The sequence below is a fragment of the Mesoterricola sediminis genome (assembly GCF_030295425.1).
Lineage (GTDB): Bacteria > Acidobacteriota > Holophagae > Holophagales > Holophagaceae > Mesoterricola > Mesoterricola sediminis.
In genome coordinates, this window is sequence record NZ_AP027081.1 from 979,535 (window position 1) to 997,494 (window position 17,960).

The 17,960-nt window shown below is 73.2% G+C and carries 16 protein-coding genes; 14 read left to right on the forward strand and 2 right to left on the reverse strand.

Annotated features, from left to right (window positions below):
- Nucleotides 1-40 precede the first annotated feature (40 nt).
- Nucleotides 41-1,705, reverse strand: a complete 1,665-nt coding sequence (locus tag R2J75_RS04185) for an alpha-amylase family glycosyl hydrolase (protein ID WP_243345729.1) — start codon at nt 1,703-1,705, stop codon at nt 41-43.
- Nucleotides 1,706-2,029: 324 nt separating this feature from the next.
- Here R2J75_RS04185 and R2J75_RS04190 point away from each other — a divergent pair, with 324 nt between their 5' ends.
- Genes R2J75_RS04190 through R2J75_RS04205 form a run of 4 tightly spaced genes read left to right on the forward strand, consistent with a single transcriptional unit; the run spans nt 2,030 to nt 5,631 of the window.
- On the forward strand, nt 2,030-3,070 hold the full coding sequence (locus R2J75_RS04190; RefSeq protein ID WP_243345731.1) for a glucokinase: 1,041 nt from the start codon (nt 2,030-2,032) through the stop codon (nt 3,068-3,070).
- Between the two features lie 10 nt (nt 3,071-3,080).
- On the forward strand, nt 3,081-4,043 hold the full coding sequence (locus R2J75_RS04195) for a LacI family DNA-binding transcriptional regulator (RefSeq protein ID WP_316411136.1): 963 nt from the start codon (nt 3,081-3,083) through the stop codon (nt 4,041-4,043).
- Between the two features lie 41 nt (nt 4,044-4,084).
- Nucleotides 4,085-4,891 carry a hypothetical protein gene (locus tag R2J75_RS04200; protein ID WP_243329323.1) on the forward strand — a complete coding sequence of 269 codons (807 nt, stop codon included), beginning with the start codon at nt 4,085-4,087 and terminating at the stop codon, nt 4,889-4,891.
- On the forward strand, nt 4,891-5,631 hold the full coding sequence (locus R2J75_RS04205) for an SHOCT domain-containing protein (RefSeq protein WP_243345734.1): 741 nt from the start codon (nt 4,891-4,893) through the stop codon (nt 5,629-5,631). The genes R2J75_RS04200 and R2J75_RS04205 overlap by 1 nt, the downstream gene beginning before the upstream one ends.
- A 7-nt stretch (nt 5,632-5,638) precedes the next feature.
- On the opposite strand, the gene R2J75_RS04210 is transcribed toward R2J75_RS04205, so the two are convergent.
- On the reverse strand, nt 5,639-5,938 hold the full coding sequence (locus tag R2J75_RS04210) for a hypothetical protein (protein WP_316411137.1): 300 nt from the start codon (nt 5,936-5,938) through the stop codon (nt 5,639-5,641).
- Between the two features lie 135 nt (nt 5,939-6,073).
- Here R2J75_RS04210 and R2J75_RS04215 point away from each other — a divergent pair, with 135 nt between their 5' ends.
- The 10 genes from R2J75_RS04215 to hisD all read left to right on the forward strand — a co-directional run bounded on the left by R2J75_RS04215 (nt 6,074) and on the right by hisD (nt 17,941).
- Entirely contained in the window at nt 6,074-7,468 is a 1,395-nt protein-coding gene (locus tag R2J75_RS04215) for a tetratricopeptide repeat protein (protein WP_243329329.1), read from the forward strand.
- Between the two features lie 182 nt (nt 7,469-7,650).
- A complete protein-coding gene (locus tag R2J75_RS04220) occupies nt 7,651-10,035 on the forward strand; it encodes a hypothetical protein (RefSeq protein ID WP_316411138.1) in 2,385 nt (794 codons plus the stop codon).
- A gap of 23 nt (nt 10,036-10,058) precedes the next feature.
- On the forward strand, nt 10,059-11,399 hold the full coding sequence (locus R2J75_RS04225) for an OmpP1/FadL family transporter (protein ID WP_243329333.1): 1,341 nt from the start codon (nt 10,059-10,061) through the stop codon (nt 11,397-11,399).
- A 323-nt stretch (nt 11,400-11,722) separates the two neighbouring features.
- Nucleotides 11,723-12,562: an ATP phosphoribosyltransferase gene (gene hisG / locus R2J75_RS04230; RefSeq protein WP_243329335.1), complete on the forward strand. Its 840-nt coding sequence runs from the start codon at nt 11,723-11,725 to the stop codon at nt 12,560-12,562.
- Nucleotides 12,559-13,530, forward strand: a complete 972-nt coding sequence (locus R2J75_RS04235) for a pyridoxal phosphate-dependent aminotransferase (RefSeq protein ID WP_243329337.1) — start codon at nt 12,559-12,561, stop codon at nt 13,528-13,530. The genes hisG and R2J75_RS04235 overlap by 4 nt, the downstream gene beginning before the upstream one ends.
- Nucleotides 13,527-14,087 carry an imidazoleglycerol-phosphate dehydratase gene (gene hisB / locus R2J75_RS04240; protein ID WP_243329338.1) on the forward strand — a complete coding sequence of 187 codons (561 nt, stop codon included), beginning with the start codon at nt 13,527-13,529 and terminating at the stop codon, nt 14,085-14,087. The genes R2J75_RS04235 and hisB overlap by 4 nt, the downstream gene beginning before the upstream one ends.
- Entirely contained in the window at nt 14,084-14,668 is a 585-nt protein-coding gene (gene hisH / locus R2J75_RS04245; protein WP_243329339.1) for an imidazole glycerol phosphate synthase subunit HisH, read from the forward strand. The genes hisB and hisH overlap by 4 nt, the downstream gene beginning before the upstream one ends.
- Complete coding sequence (gene hisF / locus R2J75_RS04250; RefSeq protein WP_316411139.1) at nt 14,662-15,417, forward strand: imidazole glycerol phosphate synthase subunit HisF; 756 nt, start codon at nt 14,662-14,664, stop codon at nt 15,415-15,417. Before hisH ends, hisF begins: the two co-directional genes overlap by 7 nt.
- Nucleotides 15,411-16,679: a phosphoribosyl-ATP diphosphatase gene (gene hisE, locus R2J75_RS04255; RefSeq protein WP_316411140.1), complete on the forward strand. Its 1,269-nt coding sequence runs from the start codon at nt 15,411-15,413 to the stop codon at nt 16,677-16,679. Before hisF ends, hisE begins: the two co-directional genes overlap by 7 nt.
- Nucleotides 16,673-17,941, forward strand: coding sequence for a histidinol dehydrogenase (gene hisD, locus R2J75_RS04260; RefSeq protein ID WP_316411141.1), 1,269 nt, complete (start codon nt 16,673-16,675; stop codon nt 17,939-17,941). The genes hisE and hisD overlap by 7 nt, the downstream gene beginning before the upstream one ends.
- Nucleotides 17,942-17,960: the final 19 nt, after the last annotated feature.

A 17,960-nucleotide genomic window follows, 5' to 3' on the forward strand; every position in this document is an offset into this window, starting at 1 on the left:
TGGCTCCTTGAAGATGCCGCGGCGCGGCGGGGTTTTGGGTTTACTGCGGGTTGCTGGCAGGTTCCTGCCCGAAGAATCCGCCCCACGGGGGCAGGCGCAGGATGCGGCCATCGGGGACGGCGGCCGCGAATCCGTGCCCCTGGAGGGGGAGGACCCTTGCGGGAAGCTGGTATTCGGCCGGTTCGGGGCCGAGGTTGAAGACGGCGAGGAGGCGCTGGCCGGGCGTTTCACGCCGGATGGCCAGGACCGGTTCGGGGGCCTTGGGGAAGGCGATGCTGCCGGCGCGGAGGGCGGGCTGGCGTCTCCGCCAGGCCAGGAAGGTCCGGCAGAAATTGAGAACGGAGGCGGGGTCGGGGTCCTGGACGGACACGGCCTTGGGCAGGTGCTCCTGGGCCATGGGCAGCCAGGGCTCCACGCCCGAGAAGCCGCCGTAGGGCACCTCGGGGGTCCAGGGGATGGGGGTCCGGCAGCCGTCCCGGCCCTTGAAGTCGGGCCAGAAGGTGATGCCGTAGGGATCCACGAGCCGGTTCCTGGGGACCACGGCCTCGGTGAGGCCCAGCTCCTCGCCCTGGTAGAGGCAGAAGGAGCCGCGCAGGGTGCCCAGCATGGCCAGGAGGACCTTGGGGAAGGCGGGATCGTCGGTGCCGCCGCCCCAGCGGGAGGCGACCCGCTCCACGTCGTGGTTGGAGAGGCTCCAGCAGCCCCAGCCGCCGCCCGCCTTCAGGGCGCGCTCGAAGTCCAGGACGGCCTTGCGGACCCGGGCGGCGCTGAATTCGTCCGTCAGCAGGTACATGCCGTAGGCCATGTGGAGCTTGTCGCCGCCCGCGGTGTAGGCCGCCATGATGGGCAGGGCGTCCTCGTCGCCCACCTCGCCCACGCTGACCGCGCCGTAGGCGTCCAGGAGACCCCGGAAGCGCTTCAGGAAGGCGATGTTCTCCGGCCGGGTCTTGTCGTAGCGGTGGGTCTGCATCCCGTAGGGATTGCCGGGGCGGACGGAGCTGAGCTCCAGGTGCTTGCCCCGGGCGGGCGGATTGTTCCGGAACAGCGGGTCGTGGAAGTGGAAGTTGCACGCGTCGACCCGGAACCCGTCCACCCCGCGCTCGAGCCAGAACCGGCTCTCCTCGAGGAGCTGGTCCTGCACGGCGGGCGTGTGGAAGTTGAGGTCCGGCTGGGTCTCGAGGAAGTTGTGGAGGTAGTACTGCCGGCGGCGGGGCTCCCAGGCCCAGGCGGAGCCGCCGAAGACGGACATCCAGTTGCTGGGGGGCGTGCCGTCGGGACGGGGGTCGGCCCAGACGTACCAGTCGCTCCGGGGGCCCGTGCGGGCCTTCCGGCTCTCCTTGAACCAGGGATGCTGGTCCGAGGTGTGGCTCAGGACCTGGTCGATGAGCACCTTCAGGCCCAGCCGGTGCGCGGTCGCCACCAGCTCGTCGAAGTCCTTCAGGGTCCCGAAGATGGGATCGACGTTCCGGTAGTCGGAGACGTCATAGCCGAAATCGCGCATCGGCGAAGTGAAGAAGGGGGAGACCCAGATCGCTTCCGCGCCGAGATCGGCGATGTAGGGCAGGTGGGCGGTGATGCCGGGCAGATCGCCGACGCCGTCCTCGTTCGTGTCCTGGAAGCTCCGGGGGTAGATCTGGTAGATGCCGGCCCCGCGCCACCACGCGGGCTCGCCCGTTCCCCGATCGACCTCGTTGTTCGCTTTCATGGTGTGAATCCTGTCACGCGCCCGGAAGGGCCGCTTGCCTTGCTGGGGATTGGAACCGGTTACAAACCTCGACCGCAGAGGAGGGCGCACCGCAAAGACCGACGCTCGATTGTTGAGAGAGGGCTGGCCAAGGGAGCATGAAACCGGTTACAAAGAAGACACGCAATAGTTGGCTACCGAGGTTGGCCTTGTCAACAGAAAAGTGTTAATGCCACCTTTCAGGCTGGGGGCGGTGCCGGACGGCGCCCCGGCCTGGAACGCGGCTTCGGGTCCCGGCCCCCCCTTGGATACCCTGGACCCATCCCCTTCTGCAGGATTCAGCCCATGCCCACGTCCGATAACGAACAATTCATCCTTGCCGCCGATGTGGGCGGCACCAACCTCAGCCTGGCCCTGATGGGGGGTGGCCCATCGGGGGTGCGCCTGCTGCGCAAGGGCCTGTACCGCACCGCGGAGGAGCCCTCCCTCACGGAGCCGGCCCGGCGCTTCCTGGGCCAGTGCGCGGCCGAGGGCCTCCCGGCGCCGGCGGCCCTGTGCGTGTCCGGGGCCGGGCCCGTGCGGGACGGGGTGATCCCCCTGACGAACGTGGCCTGGGACATCGACGGGGCGGCCCTGGAGGCCGGCCTGGGCGTCCCGGTGCGCCTCATCAACGACTTCTCCGCGGTGGCCTACGGCGTGCTCCTGCTGGACCCGGCCGACCCGGACCAGCTCCTGCCCATCCCCCACGGGGACGGTTCCCGGCCGGCCCCGGACCCCGCGGGGCCCATCCTGGTGGTCGGGGCGGGCACGGGCCTGGGCGTGGGGTTCGTCACCCGGGGCGCCGGCGGCGTCCGGGTCCACGCCAGCGAGGGCGGGCACATCGGACTCCCCGTCACCGGCGAGGAGACCCTCCGGCTCTGGCGCCACCTCCGGGACCGGTTCCCCGGTCCGCCGGGGGCGGAAGCGGCGGTCTCGGGCACGGGCATCGCCACCCTCCTGGGCTTCCTGGCCGGCGAGGCGTCCGAGGTGCCGCCGGAGGCCGCGCGCATTCTGGCCCTGGCGCCGGAGGCCCGGCCCGCCGCCATCGCCGCGGCGGTCGAGGACCCGCTTTGCCGGCGGTCCATGGAGCTGTTCGTGGAGCTCTATGCGCGGGTGTGCGCCGAGCTGGCCGCCGTCATCCTCCCCACCGGCGGCGTGTTCCTGGCCGGCGGCGTCGCGGGCAAGAACGCCGCCTGGTTCCTGGAGGAGGACCGGTTCATGCGCGCCTTCGAGCAGAACTACCGGTCCCACCTGGACGACCTGACCCGCTCGGTGCCCGTCCACATCGTCCGGGACTACGCCGTCAGCCTCTATGGGGCGGCCAACGCGGTGCTCATCCGTCCATGAGAGGGGCCCCATGAAGATCACCATCGGCGAGATCGCACGCCAGGCCAATGTCTCCAAGGGGACCGTCAGCCGAGTCATCAACGGGAAATCCACGGTGGCGGAGCACACCCGGAAGAACGTCCTGGCCGTGATGAAGCGCCTGGGCTACGCCCCCGACCCGGTGGCCCGCGAACTCTCCATGCGCACCAAGCACACCCTCGGCATCTGGGTGGGGGCGGGGGAGAACCGCCTCTCGCCCTACTTCAGCCGGATCTGGCGGGCCCTCCTGCGGGAGATGCAGCTGCGAGCCACCCAGTTCGTGGAACTGCCCGAGGACATCACCGGGGTGCGCACCCGCTTCGACGCGGTGCTCATCTTCCACAGCGACGAGGTGGACGCGCGGCTGGCGCTCCTCCAGGAGCGGGGCATTCCGCCCGTCCTCATCGGCCACCACCCGGGCATCAGCTGCGTGGCCCCCGACGACGTGGGCGGGGGGCGGCTGGCGGGGCTGAGCCTCCTCTCCCTGGGCCACCGCAACCTCCTCCACCTCACCGTCGCCGCGGAAGCGACCTGGGCCAAGGACCGGGCCAACGGGTTCAAGGCCGCCTTCGCGGGCGCCGCCGGGGCGGGCCTGACCTACGCCGAGGCCCGGGGAGAAGCCTCCGTGCTGGGCGGCTACCGCCTCATGCGGGACGCCTGGAAGGCGGGGCACCGCCCCACCGGGGTCTTCTGCGCCACGGACGAGATGGCCGTGGGCGCCCTGGGGGCCCTGGCGGACCTGGGGGTCGCGGTGCCCGCCCAGGTCTCCGTGGTCGGGTTCGACGGCCTCGTGGAACTCCATCCCGGCCTCGCCTCGGTGGCCCAGGACATCCCGGCGATCGCCCATCAGGCCGTCTCCCTGGCCTTGGCCGCCATCGGCAAGGACGCCGTGCGCAAGACCATCGTGCCCGTGAGCCTGATCCAGGGGACGACCCTGGGCCCGGCCCCCAAATGAAGGGGGAAATGGGGATATCCTATCGGTTTCCCCGGATGCCCATGCGAATCGCCCCCCTGCTCCTCCTCCTTTGCGTCCTGGCCTGCCGCTCGCCCCTGGCCCAGCTTCCCCGGGATCCGGCCGGGCCCCGGCTGGACCTGGCTCCCGTGCGGGTGGAGGACCACAGCCGCCAGTTGAAGCGGCTCCGGCCCCTGGCGCCGGGCGAGGCCAACACCCCGGAGACCCGCGCCTCGGCCCTGGCCGCCCATGGCCATTGGCTGGAAGGCGCCTTCCGGGAGGACGCCCGGGCCCGGGGGATCCGGGTGGAGGCCGGCGCGCCGCTGCGCCTCGAACTCACCGTCACGGACCTGGGCGAGGTCCGCACCTCGTACATCATCCTGGGCATCGCCTCGGGGGTGGCCTGGGGGGTCGGCACCGGCCTGGTGGCCCACGACACCCGGCTGGCCGTTGGCCTTGGGGGCTACGAGCTCCTGGAGGAGAGTGCCTTCTGGATCCTGGGCAGCAGCGTCTTCGGGGCCTGGTCGGCGCCCGCCGTGGTGGAGGCGAAGGTGTACCGCGAAGGCGAGGCCAAGCCCGTCTGGGCGGACACCTTCTACGCCCTGAGCGGCCGGGCCCTGACCAAGGGCCTGCCCCCGGCGGCGCGGGGCGACCGGGAAATCCAGCTGCGCGCCGCCCTGCAGCGCCTCACGGACAAGATCCTGGTGGAACTGGCGCAGGTGCCGGGCTTTCCCGGCCCGGACATCCATGAGCCGGCCGCCGCGGTGACGGCCCGCCTTCTCGAAGGGCGCCCGCCGGCGCCCGTTCCTGGTAACGTGGTCCCCGGATCCCCATCGGGGGGGAGGCTGTAATGAATAAATTGTTGCTAGGCGCCGGTCTGGCCGTGGTGACCAGCTTGGTGGCCGCTCCCGCGCGGCGGTCCACCTGGGACCTGCGCCAGTTCAACTGGGTCAAGCTGATGGAGCGGGAAAGGGGGGCCGAACCCAACGCGCACCCGGCCCGCATCCAGCCGGAGGCCCTGCGGGCCGTGCTGGAATCCGTGATGCTGGCCGATGGGGCGGAACCCCTCTTCTCCCGCGACGACCTGGACCGCTTCCAGGGCCCCCTGGCCGAAGCCCTCGCCCTGGCCACCGCCGACGAGGATGTGGTGGTCTTCTGCACCAGCCGCCGGGACGCCGGCATTCTGGCGCCGGAGTTGACGGTGACGGCCCGGCTCTTCGTCAAGGGCGACCGGCTGAACCTCCTCGTGGGCGAGACGCGCCTGGAATTCGCGGGCCCCGCCCGGGCCCACGTGACGCCGCCCTTGCCAGGCTACGGCTCCCGGGCTGGGGCCGGCCAGGCGGTCTTGAAGGCGGAGCGGGCCCAGTCTCTGCGGCCCGATTGGCTGGTCTTCCCCCTTCCCGAGCCGCGCAAAGTCGCGGAGCCCCCCCGCCCGGTCCAGACCGGGGTGCGGTCCGTGCCCCTGCAGATCCAGGGGGCGAAGGCCCCGGCCGAGGAACGGCTCCGGACCCTCAAGCGCCTGCGGGAGGACGGCCTGATCACGGACGAGGAGTACCGCGAGAAGCGGAAGGAGATCCTCAAGGAGCTGTGAGGGGGCCTCAGGCCTTCTTGGCGGGGCCTTCCTTGGGCTGCTTGCAGGCCTTGGCGTCCTTGCAGGCCTTGGCGTCCTTGCAGGCCTTGGCGTCCTTGCAGGCCTTGGCGTCCTTGCAGGCCTTGGCGTCCTTGCAGGCCTTGGCGTCCTTGCAGGCCTTGGCGTCCTTGCAGGCCTCGTCAGCCTTGCAGTCCTTGCCGTCGCAGGCGGTCTGGGGACAGGCAGGCTTCGCGGGCTTCTTGGCTTCGCCGGCGGGGAGGGCGAGGCCGAAGGCGAGGAGGGCGGCGGCGGTGATCAGGGTCTTCATGGGAACTCCGGAAGGGTGCCTCGATTGTAGCCTGGGCACGGTCTTTTCCAAGGGCTCCTTCTCCGCGCGCCGCGGGCACTTCGCGGATGCCGCCCCCTCCCCGTCATGCAAGACTTGAGCGTGACCGGAGGCACGTTGGAGACCGGACCCTACGCCCATCCCGCCCAGGCGGCCCTGGCCCTGCGCCGGGCCCTGGCCGGGGATCCGCGCAACCTGACGTTCCGCCTCGGCCTCATGGAACTCTACCGGCGCCTGGGCCGCCTGGAGGAGGCGCGGCGCCTGGGCGAGGAGGAACCGGCCCCCGGGGTGACGGGGAGCCTGGCCGTGGTCCTGGCGGAGCTGGGCGACGCCGGGGCCGCCCTGGCCCGGTGCGCGGGCCACCCCGACGAGGCGGCCCTGCTGTTCGAGGCGGGCTACCGGGCCTTGGCGGCCGCCCAGTACGAGGCGGCGGACCAGCTTCTGGCCCGGGGGCTGGCCCTGGATCCGGCCCACTGGCTGGCCCGCATCCAGCGGGTGAACGCCCAGGTGCGCCTGCAGCGCCTGGACGTGGCCCTGGATCTGGCGGCCAGGACCTTCGCGGACCCGGAAGTGCCCCTGGCGGGGAAGGCCCTGGCGGGCTTCCTCACCGGGGTCTGCCACCTCCTGGAAGGCCGGCTCGCCGAAGGCCTGCCCTGGATGGAGTGGCGCCATCAGATGGAGGGGGGGCCCAACCTGGATCCCCTGCCGCTGGAACCCTGGCGGGGGGAGGCTCCCGCGGGCCTGTCCCTCCTGCTCCGGGCGGAGCAGGGCTTCGGGGACGCGTTCATGATGGCCCGGTACGTGCCGCTGCTGGCCCGCCAAGGGGCCCGCGTCTTCCTCCAGCCCCAGCCGGGCACCCGGGGCCTGCTCGAAACGGTCGAGGGCCTGGAGGCGCTGGTGGACGGGGAGGCGGTCCTTCCCGCCGGGACGCGGGTCGTCCCCGTCATGAGCCTGCCCTGGCTGTGCGGCACGACCCTGGACACCGTGCCGGGGGGCGTCCCCTACCTGCGGGTGCCCGCGGACGTGCCCTCCCGGGCCGCCATCGACGCCTGCCTGGACGCGGCCCCTCCGGGACGGCGCATCGGCCTCGTCTGGGCGGGCAACCCGGCCCACCACCAGGACGCCGAGCGCAGCATGCCGCCCGAGATGCTCGAGGTGCTGGCGGAGGTGCCGGGCGTGACCTGGGTGGACTTCCAGGTGGCGCGGGGCCCGCGGCCCGCCCTGCCGCTGGTGGACCTGGCCGCGCACCTCTCCGATTTCTCCGATTCCGCCTACGCCCTTTCCCGCCTGGACGGCCTCATCTCCATCGATTCCAGCCCGGTCCATTTGGCGGGCGCCCTCGGCCTGCGGGCCTGGGTCGCCCTGGCCCACTGCCCGGATTGGCGCTGGATGCTGGCGCGGCGCGACTCCCCCTGGTACCCGACCCTGGAACTCTGGCGCCAGCCCGCCCCGGGCGACTGGGCCGCCGTGGTCCACGGCATGCGGGACCGGCTCCTGGCCGGGGCCTTCTGAGCGCCCGGCGCTCGGAACTCCCGGCTTCGATGGGGGCTTCAATCATGAGGAATTAAAACGACCATTTGATCTCTTTAACTCCTTGATAAATAAATAAATATCGATTGGGTTTTTTCTGGAAAAGGGCTGAATTTCGCCTATCCTCGGGACCGTTCGAACCCCCCCTCCCCCGAGGTGAACCCATGCATGCGTTCCTCCGCGCGGCACTCCTTTGTCCGCCCCTTCTCGTCCTCGTCGCGTGCTCCCAGGGCGACGCGCCGGTGCCCAATCCGGCGCCGCTCCGGAGCACCAACGCGGCCGTGTTCAATCCGGCGGCGAAGGACATCCCCCTGCCCAACATCCTGGCCACGGCCGGCGTCGCCGATCCGGTGCCCACGCTGGCGGTGGGCGCGGCCCTGGAGCCCGGCCCCGCGCTGGCCTACGTCAACGCCCGGGAAGTGGGCGGGACCCACGCGGTCTCCGGCGTCAACGCGCCCATCTACCTCCGCTTCACGTACCCCGTGCGGCCGGAGACGGTGAATGCCTCCAACATCAAGGTGTTCCAGCTCACCCCCGACCCGACCGGCACCGAGAACAACCCCCTGGGCTTCACGGACGTCACGGGGATGTTCACGTTCAAGTACGCGGCCGGGGCCACCGACCTCTGGCTCTTCCCCGCCTTCCCCCTGGCGCCCGGGACCCGCTACCTCTACGTGGTCACCGACCGGGTCCTGGACGCCGGGACCGGCGCCCCCATCACCAGCTCCGCCTACTTCGAGTACCTCAAGGCCACCTCCCCCCTCACGGGCGCCGCGGCCGCCCTCGAGCCGGTCCGGGCCGACGTGACCGCGGGCGGCGCCATCGCCCTGCGGGGCTACGCCCACGTGATGGACGACCTCATCGCGGCCTCGGCCACCACGACGGTGGCCTCCCGCGCCGGGATCGCCCTGATGGGGCGGTTCATCACCACCGCCGCGGGGTACGTGGCGGCGGACGCCACGGATCCCTCCACGCGGATCCCGGTGGAATCCGCCCTGCGGCTTTTCGCGGCCGGCGCGCTCCCCGGCAAGGCCTGGACCAACCCCGTCACCGTCACGGCCACCTTCACCCAGGGGAACGCCAACCCCGCCCTGGACGTGGGCGCCTACTGGCAGGCCGCCACGGGGGCCCCGGCCGCGTCCGTGCCGGCCACCCTCGGCGCCGTGGTCCTGGGCACCTTCGATTCCGCCTACCTGAACATGGATCCCGCCGTCGTGCGGGACAACCCGGCCGCCATGGACCTGAGCGCCCTCCCCGCCGCCTTCAACCCGGCCTCCGGGGTGACCCAGGTCTTCCGGACCGGCGCGGGCGCCCTCGCCGGGTTCTACCACGTGCCCACGGCCATGCCCTTCCTCTACCTCGCCCCCGCCGGCGCGGCGCCCGCGGGCGGCTTCCCCCTGGTGCTCTTCCAGCACGGCATCACCAGCCGGAAGGAGGCCGCGCTGGGCCTGGCCACGGCCCTCACGGCCCGGGGCTTCGCGATCCTCGCCATCGACCTCCCCCTCCACGGCGCGCTGGCGCCGGCCGCCCTCCAGATCCAGCCCGGGGACAGCGCCGCCGTCCAGTCCCAGAAGCAGGCCGGGTGGGGGCAGGCCTTCATGGCGGTCGGGTATCCCCTCGCCACGCGCACCAACCTGCAGCAGGGCATCTTCGACCTCCAGCGCCTGGAGGCCGCCGTGGCCGCCGGCGGGTTCGCGGCCCTGGGGGCCGCCGCGCCCTCGACCTCGAACCTCCGGTTCGTGGGGCAGAGCCTCGGCGCCATCGTCGGAACCGGCTACCTGGCCTCCAACGTCTCCTTCATTGCCGACCAGCCGGTCCTGGACACGGCCATGAAGGGGGTCCTGAGCGTCCCCGGGGGCCGGCTGGCCTACCTGATCCAGGCCAGTCCCGCCTTCGGGCCCCAGGTGGACGCCGGGCTCGCCGCCAAGGGCATCGCCGCGGGCAGCCCCACCTACCACGCCTTCTTCCAGGTCACCCAGAGCGTGGTGGATCCCATGGATCCCGCCACCCTGACGTCCCCCGTGAAGGCGGGGCTCCCCAGCCGGCTCTCGGGCCGGGTCCTCATCCAGGAGGCCACCTCCACCGCCTTCGACGCGTCGGGCCAGCCCACGAACGGCGACCGGGTGATCACCAACCCCTACACCCGGTACCTGGGCGCCGCCCTGGGCGGCCGGGCCGTCCTCGGCACCGCCGCGGCCGCCGGGGTCGCCCCGGGCTTCAGCCAGGTGGGCTACGGGGGCACGGGCCGGATCCCCGCGCCGTTCCTGTTCACCCTCGCGGGCGGCAACCCCGCCCCCAAGACCGTGACCGCGGCCACGGCGCCCACGGACACCACCCCGGCGGAGGGCTACTTCCAGTTCGACCAGGCCGGCGTCGCCCACGGCAGCCTCCTGGATCCGTCGCAGCCCCAGACCGCCGCCCTGTGGCAGGCCCAGGTCCTCTACTTCCTGGGCATCACCGGCCATTCCATCGTCTTCGACCCCACCTTCGCCGCGGGCCTCCAGGTCCAGGCCCCCACCGCCTTCGTCTGGCCCGTCCTCGGGAACTGAGGCGCGCCGCCATGAGGAACCCGATGACGTCCCCCCTCCGCAGCCTCTCCGTCCTGGCCCTCGGCCTGGCCCTCGCCCCCGCCGCCTCCGCTTCGGGCTTCCTCCTCCGGGAGCAGAGCGCCGCCGGCCTCGGCAATGCCTTCGCCGGCGCCAGCGCGGGCAGCCAGGACCTCAGCTCCATGTTCTGGAACCCCGCCGTCCTCCCCGTGTTCGGGGGCCGCGAGGTCTCCCTGGGCGGTTCCTGGATCGGCATCCACATGGACCTGACCGGGGCTTCGGCCAGCCGGAGCCCGGTCTTCCAGCCCGCGGACCGCCCCATCGCCGGGGGCGGCCCCGACCTCCCCAACGCCGTGAGCCAGCCCATCCTTCCGGCCCTCTATCTGAGCTGGCCCGTGACCGACCGGGTCTACCTCGGCTTCTCCGTGAACGTGCCCTTCGGCCTGGTCACCGAGTACCCCGCCGATTTCATCGGCCGGTACCACGCCCTCAAGACCGACCTGAAGACCTACGACTTCGCCCCCAGCGTCGCCTACAAGGCGGACGGCGGCTGGACCTTCGGCGCCGCCTTCGTGGCCCGCAAGGCCGAGGCCACCCTCTCCAGCGCCGTGGACTTCGGCGCCATCGGCAACGCGCTGGGCCTCCCGGGCTTCGTGCCCGGCGCCCGCGACGCGGTGAGCACCCTGAAGGGGGACTGCTGGGCCTACGGCTGGAAGGCGGGCTTCACCTGGCAGGCCACGCCGGACCTGCGGATCGGCGCAGGCTACCAGGCCAAGGCCACCTTGAAGGTGAAGGGGAACGTGACCTACAGCGCCGTCCCGGCCCCCCTGGACACCACGTTCGTGAACGCCCCGGGCGCCGCCGACGTGCACCTCCCGGCCACCGCCAGCGCCGGCTTCACCTGGGACCTGTCGCCCGCCTTCAGCCTCCAGGGCGAGGGGGCCTGGACCGGCTGGTCCGATTTCCGGGAACTGCGGGTGCGCTTCGGCAGCGCCCAGCCGGATTCCGTGACGAACGAGTCCTGGAAGGACACCTTCTTCGTGTCCCTGGGCGGCATCTGGAAGGCGGCCCCCGGGTGGGCCGTGAAGGCCGGCCTGGCCTACGACCGTTCCCCCGTGGACGACCGCCACCGGACGCCCCGCATCCCGGACGCCAACCGCACCTGGGCCTCCGCGGGCGTCTCCTGGCAGGCCAGCCCCGCCATCACCTGGGACCTGGGCCTCACCCGGATCTTCGGCCAGCGCTCCCGCCTGGCCCTGACCTCGGGCGTGGATCCCGCGGGGCCCGACTTCTACCGGGGCAACCTGAGCGGCGCCTATGACGTGGGCGCCACCATCGTTGCCTTGTCCGGCCGCTTCCGCTTCTGAACCGGCCGCCCGTTGACGGGCGGCCCCGCCTGGGCTACGCTCTCTCCTTCGAGGTCCCCTTGGCCCTGTCCCTCCATCACCATCGCCATCACGCTCCCCTGGGGGCGGATGGGACGTGGTGACGGGCGGCGACGCACCGGATCCGAACCCCTTCCGAACCCCCCGGCCCCCCGGGGGGTTCGCGTATGTCAGGACACCTTTCATGACCCCTTCCCGCCACGCCCATCCCCATCGCATCCCCCTGCCGGGGTAGGCCGGGCCGCATCCGCCCGAAACCACCGCCCCGGGAACCCACCCGGGGCTTTTCTTTTCCTGGAGTCGACATGGAACCCATCAACCTCGCGCTTCCCAAGGGCCGCATGGCCGAGGGGGTCCTGCGCCTCATGGAGGAGGCCGGCTTCAAGGTCCAGCCCGACGGCAGGAACTACCGGCCCCTCTGCGCCGATCCCCGCTTCCGCCTGAAGCTCCTCAAGCCCCAGGACATCGTCCGGATGGTGGAGCTGGGCCGCCACGACCTGGCCTTCGCCGGCCACGACTGGGTGGAGGAACTGGGGGCCCAGGTGGACGAGCTCCTGGACACGGGGCTGGACCGCGTGCGCATCGTCGCGGCGGCCCCCCGGGAGGCGGTGGCGGGGCTCAGGTCGCGCCGCATCGTCGTGGCCAGCGAGTACGAGCGCATCACCCGGACCTGGCTCGACCGGGAGGGCTTCGACTACCTCTTCGTGCGCAGCCACGGGGCCACCGAGGTCTTCCCCCCCGAGGACGCCGACATGATCGTGGACAACACCGCCACCGGGCGCACCCTGGAGGAGAACGGGCTCCAGATCGTGGGAGAGCTCCTCACCTCCTCCACCCGCGTCATCGCCAGCCCCTCCCTGGGGCGGCGGGACGAAGTGGACGAGTTCGTCCTCCTCCTCCGCTCCGTCCTCGACGCCCGCAAGCGGGTGATGCTCGAGATGAACGTCTCCCAGGCCTGCCTCGACGCGGTCCTGGGGATCCTGCCCTGCATGCGCATGCCCACCGTCATGCCCCTGGCCGGGGACGGGGGCTACGCGGTGAAGTCCGCCGTCCTCCGGAAGGAGGTGGCCCGCCTCATCCCGGTGCTGAAGGCCGCGGGGGCCACCGACATCCTGGAGTTCCCCTTCAGCAAGGTGGTCTCGTGAGCGCCGCCTACGCGACCCGGGAAGGGCGGGGGGCCTTCGTGCGCATGGACTTCAACGAGGGGCCGCCCCCGCCGGCCCCGCTCCTGGCCGCGGACCTGGCCGGCGCCCTCGCGATGTACCCCGAGTACGGGCCCCTGAAAGAGGCGGCCGCCCGGGCCTGGGGCGTGGACCCCGCCCGCATCGTCCCGGTGAACGGGGCCGACGAGGGGATCTTCCTCGCCCTCCGCCTCCTGGGCGGGGGCGGGCTGGCCCTCCCCGTCCCGGCCTTCTCCATGTACCGCGTCTACGCGGACCAGCTGGGGATCCCCGTCGCCGAGGCGCCCATGGGGCCGGACTTCGAGGTGGACGTGGACGCGCTGCTGGCCGCGCCCGGCTCCGTCGTCGCCCTCACCACGCCCAACAACCCCACGGGCCGGGCCCTGCCCGCCGGGGCCGTCGAACGGGTCCTGGCCCAGGGGCGGACCGTGCTCCTGGACGAGACCTACGGCGCCTTCTGCGGCCAGGACTTCGCGCCGCTGCTCGAGCGCTGGCCCAACCTGGTCCTCCTGCGCACCCTCAGCAAGGCCTACGGCGTGCCGGGGCTGCGCTGCGGGTTCATCCTGGCTTCCCCGGCGCGCGCCGGCGAGCTGGACGCCCTGCGCTCCCCCTTCAACGTGAACGCCGCGGCGGTGGTGCTGGGGGCGCGGCTCCTCGCGGAGGACCGCACCTTCCCGGACCGCGTGGCGGGGGCCGTGGCGGCCCGGGCCCGGGTCCAGGACGGCCTCCGCGCCGCCGGCTACGCCACCTTCCCCTCCGACGCCCACTTCTTCCTGGCCCGCCTGGAGCCCGGCGCCGCCGGGCGCCTCGCCGCGGCCGGGATCCTCATCAAGGACTACCCCGCCCTGGGCGAGGGCATGGTCCGCATCAGCGTCCCCGGTCCCGCCGAGGCCGAGGCCTTCGAAGCCGCCTTCCTGAAAGGACGCCCATGACCGCCTTCGAGCGCATCACCCGCGAGACCCGGATCTCCGTCGAGCTGGGCCGGCCCGGTCCGGTCGAGACCTCCGTCCCCATGCTCACCCACTTCCTGGACCAGCTGAACCTCTACGGCGGGCTCGACCTCAGCCTCTCGGCCGAGGACCTCATGCCCCTGGGCGACGGCCACCACCTGGCCGAGGACGTGGCCATCGCCCTGGGCCGGGCCCTGGACAGGGACCTGGGCGACCGCTCCGGCCGCGCCCGGTACGGCCAGCGCCTGCTGCCCATGGACGAGGCCCTGGCCACGGTCGCGGTGGACATCGGGGGCCGGCCCTACCCCGTGGTGGACATCCCGTTCCCCGCCGCGGCCCTGGGCGGCCTCGCCACCGAGAACATCGTCCACTTCTTCCGCACCCTGGCGCTGGAGGCCCGGTTCACCCTGCACGTGAAGGTGACCGGCGAGAACGCACACCACATGGCGGAGGCCGCCTTCAAGGGGGTCGGCCTGGCCCTCCGGGAGGCGCTGGGCTCCGCGTCGGGGCTCATGAGCACCAAGGGGGTGCTGCGGTGATCGGCATCGTGGATTACGGCTGCGGCAACCTGCGCAGCCTCGAGAACGCCCTGGAAGCCCTGGCCCTCCCCCATCGGCGGGTCTCCACCCCCGGCGGGGTCCTGGAGGCGGGCCGCCTCATCCTCCCCGGCGTGGGCCACTTCGGCCACGCCGGCCGGGAGCTGCGGGCCCGCGGGCTGGAGGCGCCGCTGCGGGAGCGCGCGGCCATGGGGAGGCCCCTGCTGGGCATCTGCCTGGGCATGCAGCTCCTGTTCGAGGGTTCGGACGAGGCCCCCGACGTGCCCGGCCTGGCCCTGGTGGCGGGCCGGTGCGGGGCCTTCGACGCGCCGGGCCTCAAGGTGCCGCACATGGGCTGGAGCGCGGTGGACTTCGGCGACCGCGCCCTGGCGGCCTACTTCGTCCACTCCTACCGCATCCCGGCCTTCCCGGCGGAGCGCCCCGCCCAGGCCTTGGGCATGGCGGCCTACGGGGAGCCGTTCCTGGCCGCCTTCCGGAGCGGCCCCCTCGGCGGCTTCCAGTTCCACCCGGAGAAGAGCGGGAAGGCCGGCCTGGCCCTCCTGGGGGAGGCCCTGACATGGTGATGAAGCGCGTGATTCCCTGCCTGGACGTGAAGGACGGGCGCGTGGTCAAGGGCGTCCAGTTCCAGGACCTGCGGGACAACGGCGACCCCGTCGAGCTGGCCTCCCGCTACGACGCGGAAGGGGCCGACGAGCTGGTCTTCCTGGACATCACCGCCGGCATCGAGCACCGGGACACCGCCCGCCGCATGGTGGAGGCCGTGGCCCGGCAGGTCTTCATCCCCTTCACGGTCGGGGGCGGCATCCGCTCCGTCGCCGACGCCGAGGCCCTCCTGATGGCGGGCTGCGACAAGGTGGCCGTGAACAGCGCGGCGGTGAGGCGCCCGGGCCTCCTCACGGAGCTGGCCTCCCGCTTCGGCAGCCAGTGCGTGGTCCTGGCCGCGGACGTGCGCCGCACCTACGGCGGCGTCCGGATCGCCGTGGACGCGGGGCGGACCCTCACGGACCTCGTGATGGAGGATTGGCTCCGGGAGGCCCAGGACCGGGGCGCCGGCGAGGTGCTGCTCACCAGCATGGACCGGGACGGCACGGGTAACGGCTACGACCTGGAGGTCCTGGCGTCCGCCGCGGGGATCCTGCGGGTGCCCCTGATCGCCAGCGGCGGCTTCGGCGAGGCGCGCCATGCGGTGGAGGCCCTCGGGGCCGGGGCCGACGCGGTCCTCGCCGCCGGCGCCTTCCACGTGGGCGGCCTCACCGTGCGCGGACTCAAACAGCAGCTGGCCGAGGCCGGCGTGGAGGTGCGGGCATGCTGATCCCGAGCATCGATCTCATGGGCGGCCGCGCCGTCCAGCTCGTGGGGGGCCGGGAGAAGGCCCTGGAGGTGGAGGACGTCCTGGGCCTCGCCCGGGCCTGGCGCCCCTACGGGGAACTGGCCGTCATCGACCTGGACGCCGCCCTGGGCACCGGGGACAACCTGGCGCTGGTGAAGGCCCTGTGCGCGGAGGCCCGCTGCCGCGTGGGGGGCGGGATCCGCACCCCGGAGCGGGCCTTCGAGCTCCTGCGGGCCGGGGCCGCCTCCGTCATCCTGGGCACCGCGGCCTCGGAGGAGCTCCTCCGGAAGCTGCCCCGGGAACGGACCCTGGTGGCCGTGGACCAGCGCCAGGGGCGCCTCCAGGTGAAGGGCTGGACCGAGGACGCCGCCGAGTCCCCCCTGGACCGCATGCGGCGGCTGGGCCCCTTCTGCGGGGGCTTCCTGGCCACCGTGGTGGACAAGGAGGGCCGCCTGGGCGGAGTGGACTGGGAGGCCGCGGCGGCCTTCCGCGCCGCCACGGACCGGCCCGTGGTCTACGCCGGGGGCGTCACGACGGTGGCTGACGTGGCGCGCCTGGACCGGATGGGCCTGGACGCCCAGGTGGGCATGGCCCTCTACCGGGGCCTCCTGGATCCGGGCGAAGCCTTCGTGGCCTGCCTGGACTGGGACAAGCAGGGGGGCCTTCTGCCCGTGGCCGTCCAGGACGAATCGGACCGCCTGCTCATGCTGGCCTACACCAACCGGGAGACCCTGCGGGAGGCGCTCGCCGCCGGCCGGGGGATCTACTGGTCCCGCTCCCGGGGGGCCCGCTGGGAAAAGGGGGCGATCAGCGGCCATGTCCAGACCCTGCTCCGGGCCGCGGCGGACTGCGACCGGGACACCCTGCGCTTCGTGGTCCGCCAGGCGGGCCCCGCCTGCCACACGGGCCAGGCCACCTGCTTCGGCCCGGCGGACTTCTCCCTGGAGGACCTGGAGGCCACCCTCCGGGCCCGGGCCCAGGACCCGGCGGAGGGCAGCTACACCGCCCGCCTGTTCCGGGAACCGGGGCTCCTGGAGGCCAAGCTGGTGGAGGAGGCCGGCGAACTGGCCCAGGCGCCCACCGCGGACGACCTCGTCTGGGAGGGGGCCGATCTCCTCTACTTCCTCATGGTGCGCCTCGCCCAGGGCGGGGTCCGCCTGGACCAGGTCCTCCGGGAACTGGAGCGCCGCCGCAAGACCGACACCCGGAAGCCCGGGAACGCCAAAGGAGTGAAGCCATGCTGACGATCCTGACCCTCGGGCAGGCCCTGGAGCGGGCCAGCCGCGCCTTCCCCGCCGTGCCCCCCGAGGTGCCCGTCATCCTGGAGGACATCCGGGCCAAGGGCGACGCGGCGGTCTTCGCCTGGGCCGCCCAGCTGGACGCCTTCACCGGCGGCGCCTTCGAGGTGCCCGCCGCCCGGCTGAAGGCGGCGCCGGACCTCCTGGACCCGGCCCTGCGCGCCCACCTGGAGGCGGCGGTGCGCCGGGTGGACGCCTTCGCCCGGGCCCAGATGGCGGCCTTCCAGCCCCTGGAACTCACCCTCGAGGGCATGCGCCTGGGGCACCGGGCCGTGCCCGTGAGCCGGGCGGCCTGTTACGCCCCCGGCGGCCGCTATCCCCTCCCCAGTTCCGTGATCATGGGGGTGGTGCCCGCCCGGGTCGCCGGGGTGAAGGAGGTGGTGGTCCTGAGCCCCCGCCTGCACCCCGTCACCCTGGCCGCCGCGGCCCTCGCCGGGGCGGACCGGGTCTTCGACCTGGGCGGGGTCCATGGGGTGGCCGCCGCGGCCTGGGGCCTGGCGGGCGTGCCCCGGGTGGACCTCATCGCCGGGCCGGGCAACCGCTTTGTGACCGGCGCCAAGCGGCTCCTGTACGGGGACGTGGGCATCGACTTCCCCGCCGGCCCCAGCGAACTGCTCGTGGTCGCCGACGGGTCGGCGGACCCGGCCCTCGTCGCCGCCGACCTCCTGGCCCAGGCGGAGCACGACCCCGACGCCCTGCCCATGCTGGCCACCTTCGACGGGGGCCTGGTCCCCCGGGTGGCGGCGGAGCTGGAACGCCAGTTGGCCCTGCTGCCTGCGGGCACCCCCGCGGCCGAAAGCCTCCGCCAGGGCTTCGCCGTCGTCCTGGGCGAGGGCCCGGAGGCGGACGCCGACGCGGTGACCCTCGCGGACGCCCTGGCCCCGGAGCACCTGGAACTGCAGGGCCCCCGGGCGGAGGCCCTGGCGGGACGCTTCTCCTCGTACGGCAGCTTGTTCGTTGGGGCCGACGCCGCCGAGGTCTTCGGCGACTACGGCAGCGGCACCAACCACATCCTGCCCACCAGTGGGGCCGCCCGCTACACCGGGGGGGTGAGCGTGGCCACCTTCCTCAAGCTCCTCACCTGGCAGCGGACCCTGCCCGAGGGCCGGGAAGCGCTCGCCGCCCAGGCCGCCGCCATCGCCGACGCCGAGGGCCTCGCCGCCCACGCCGCCTCCGCCCGGCTTCGCGCGGGGCGGTCCTTGGCCTGAGGGGGAGCCTGTCTGACTG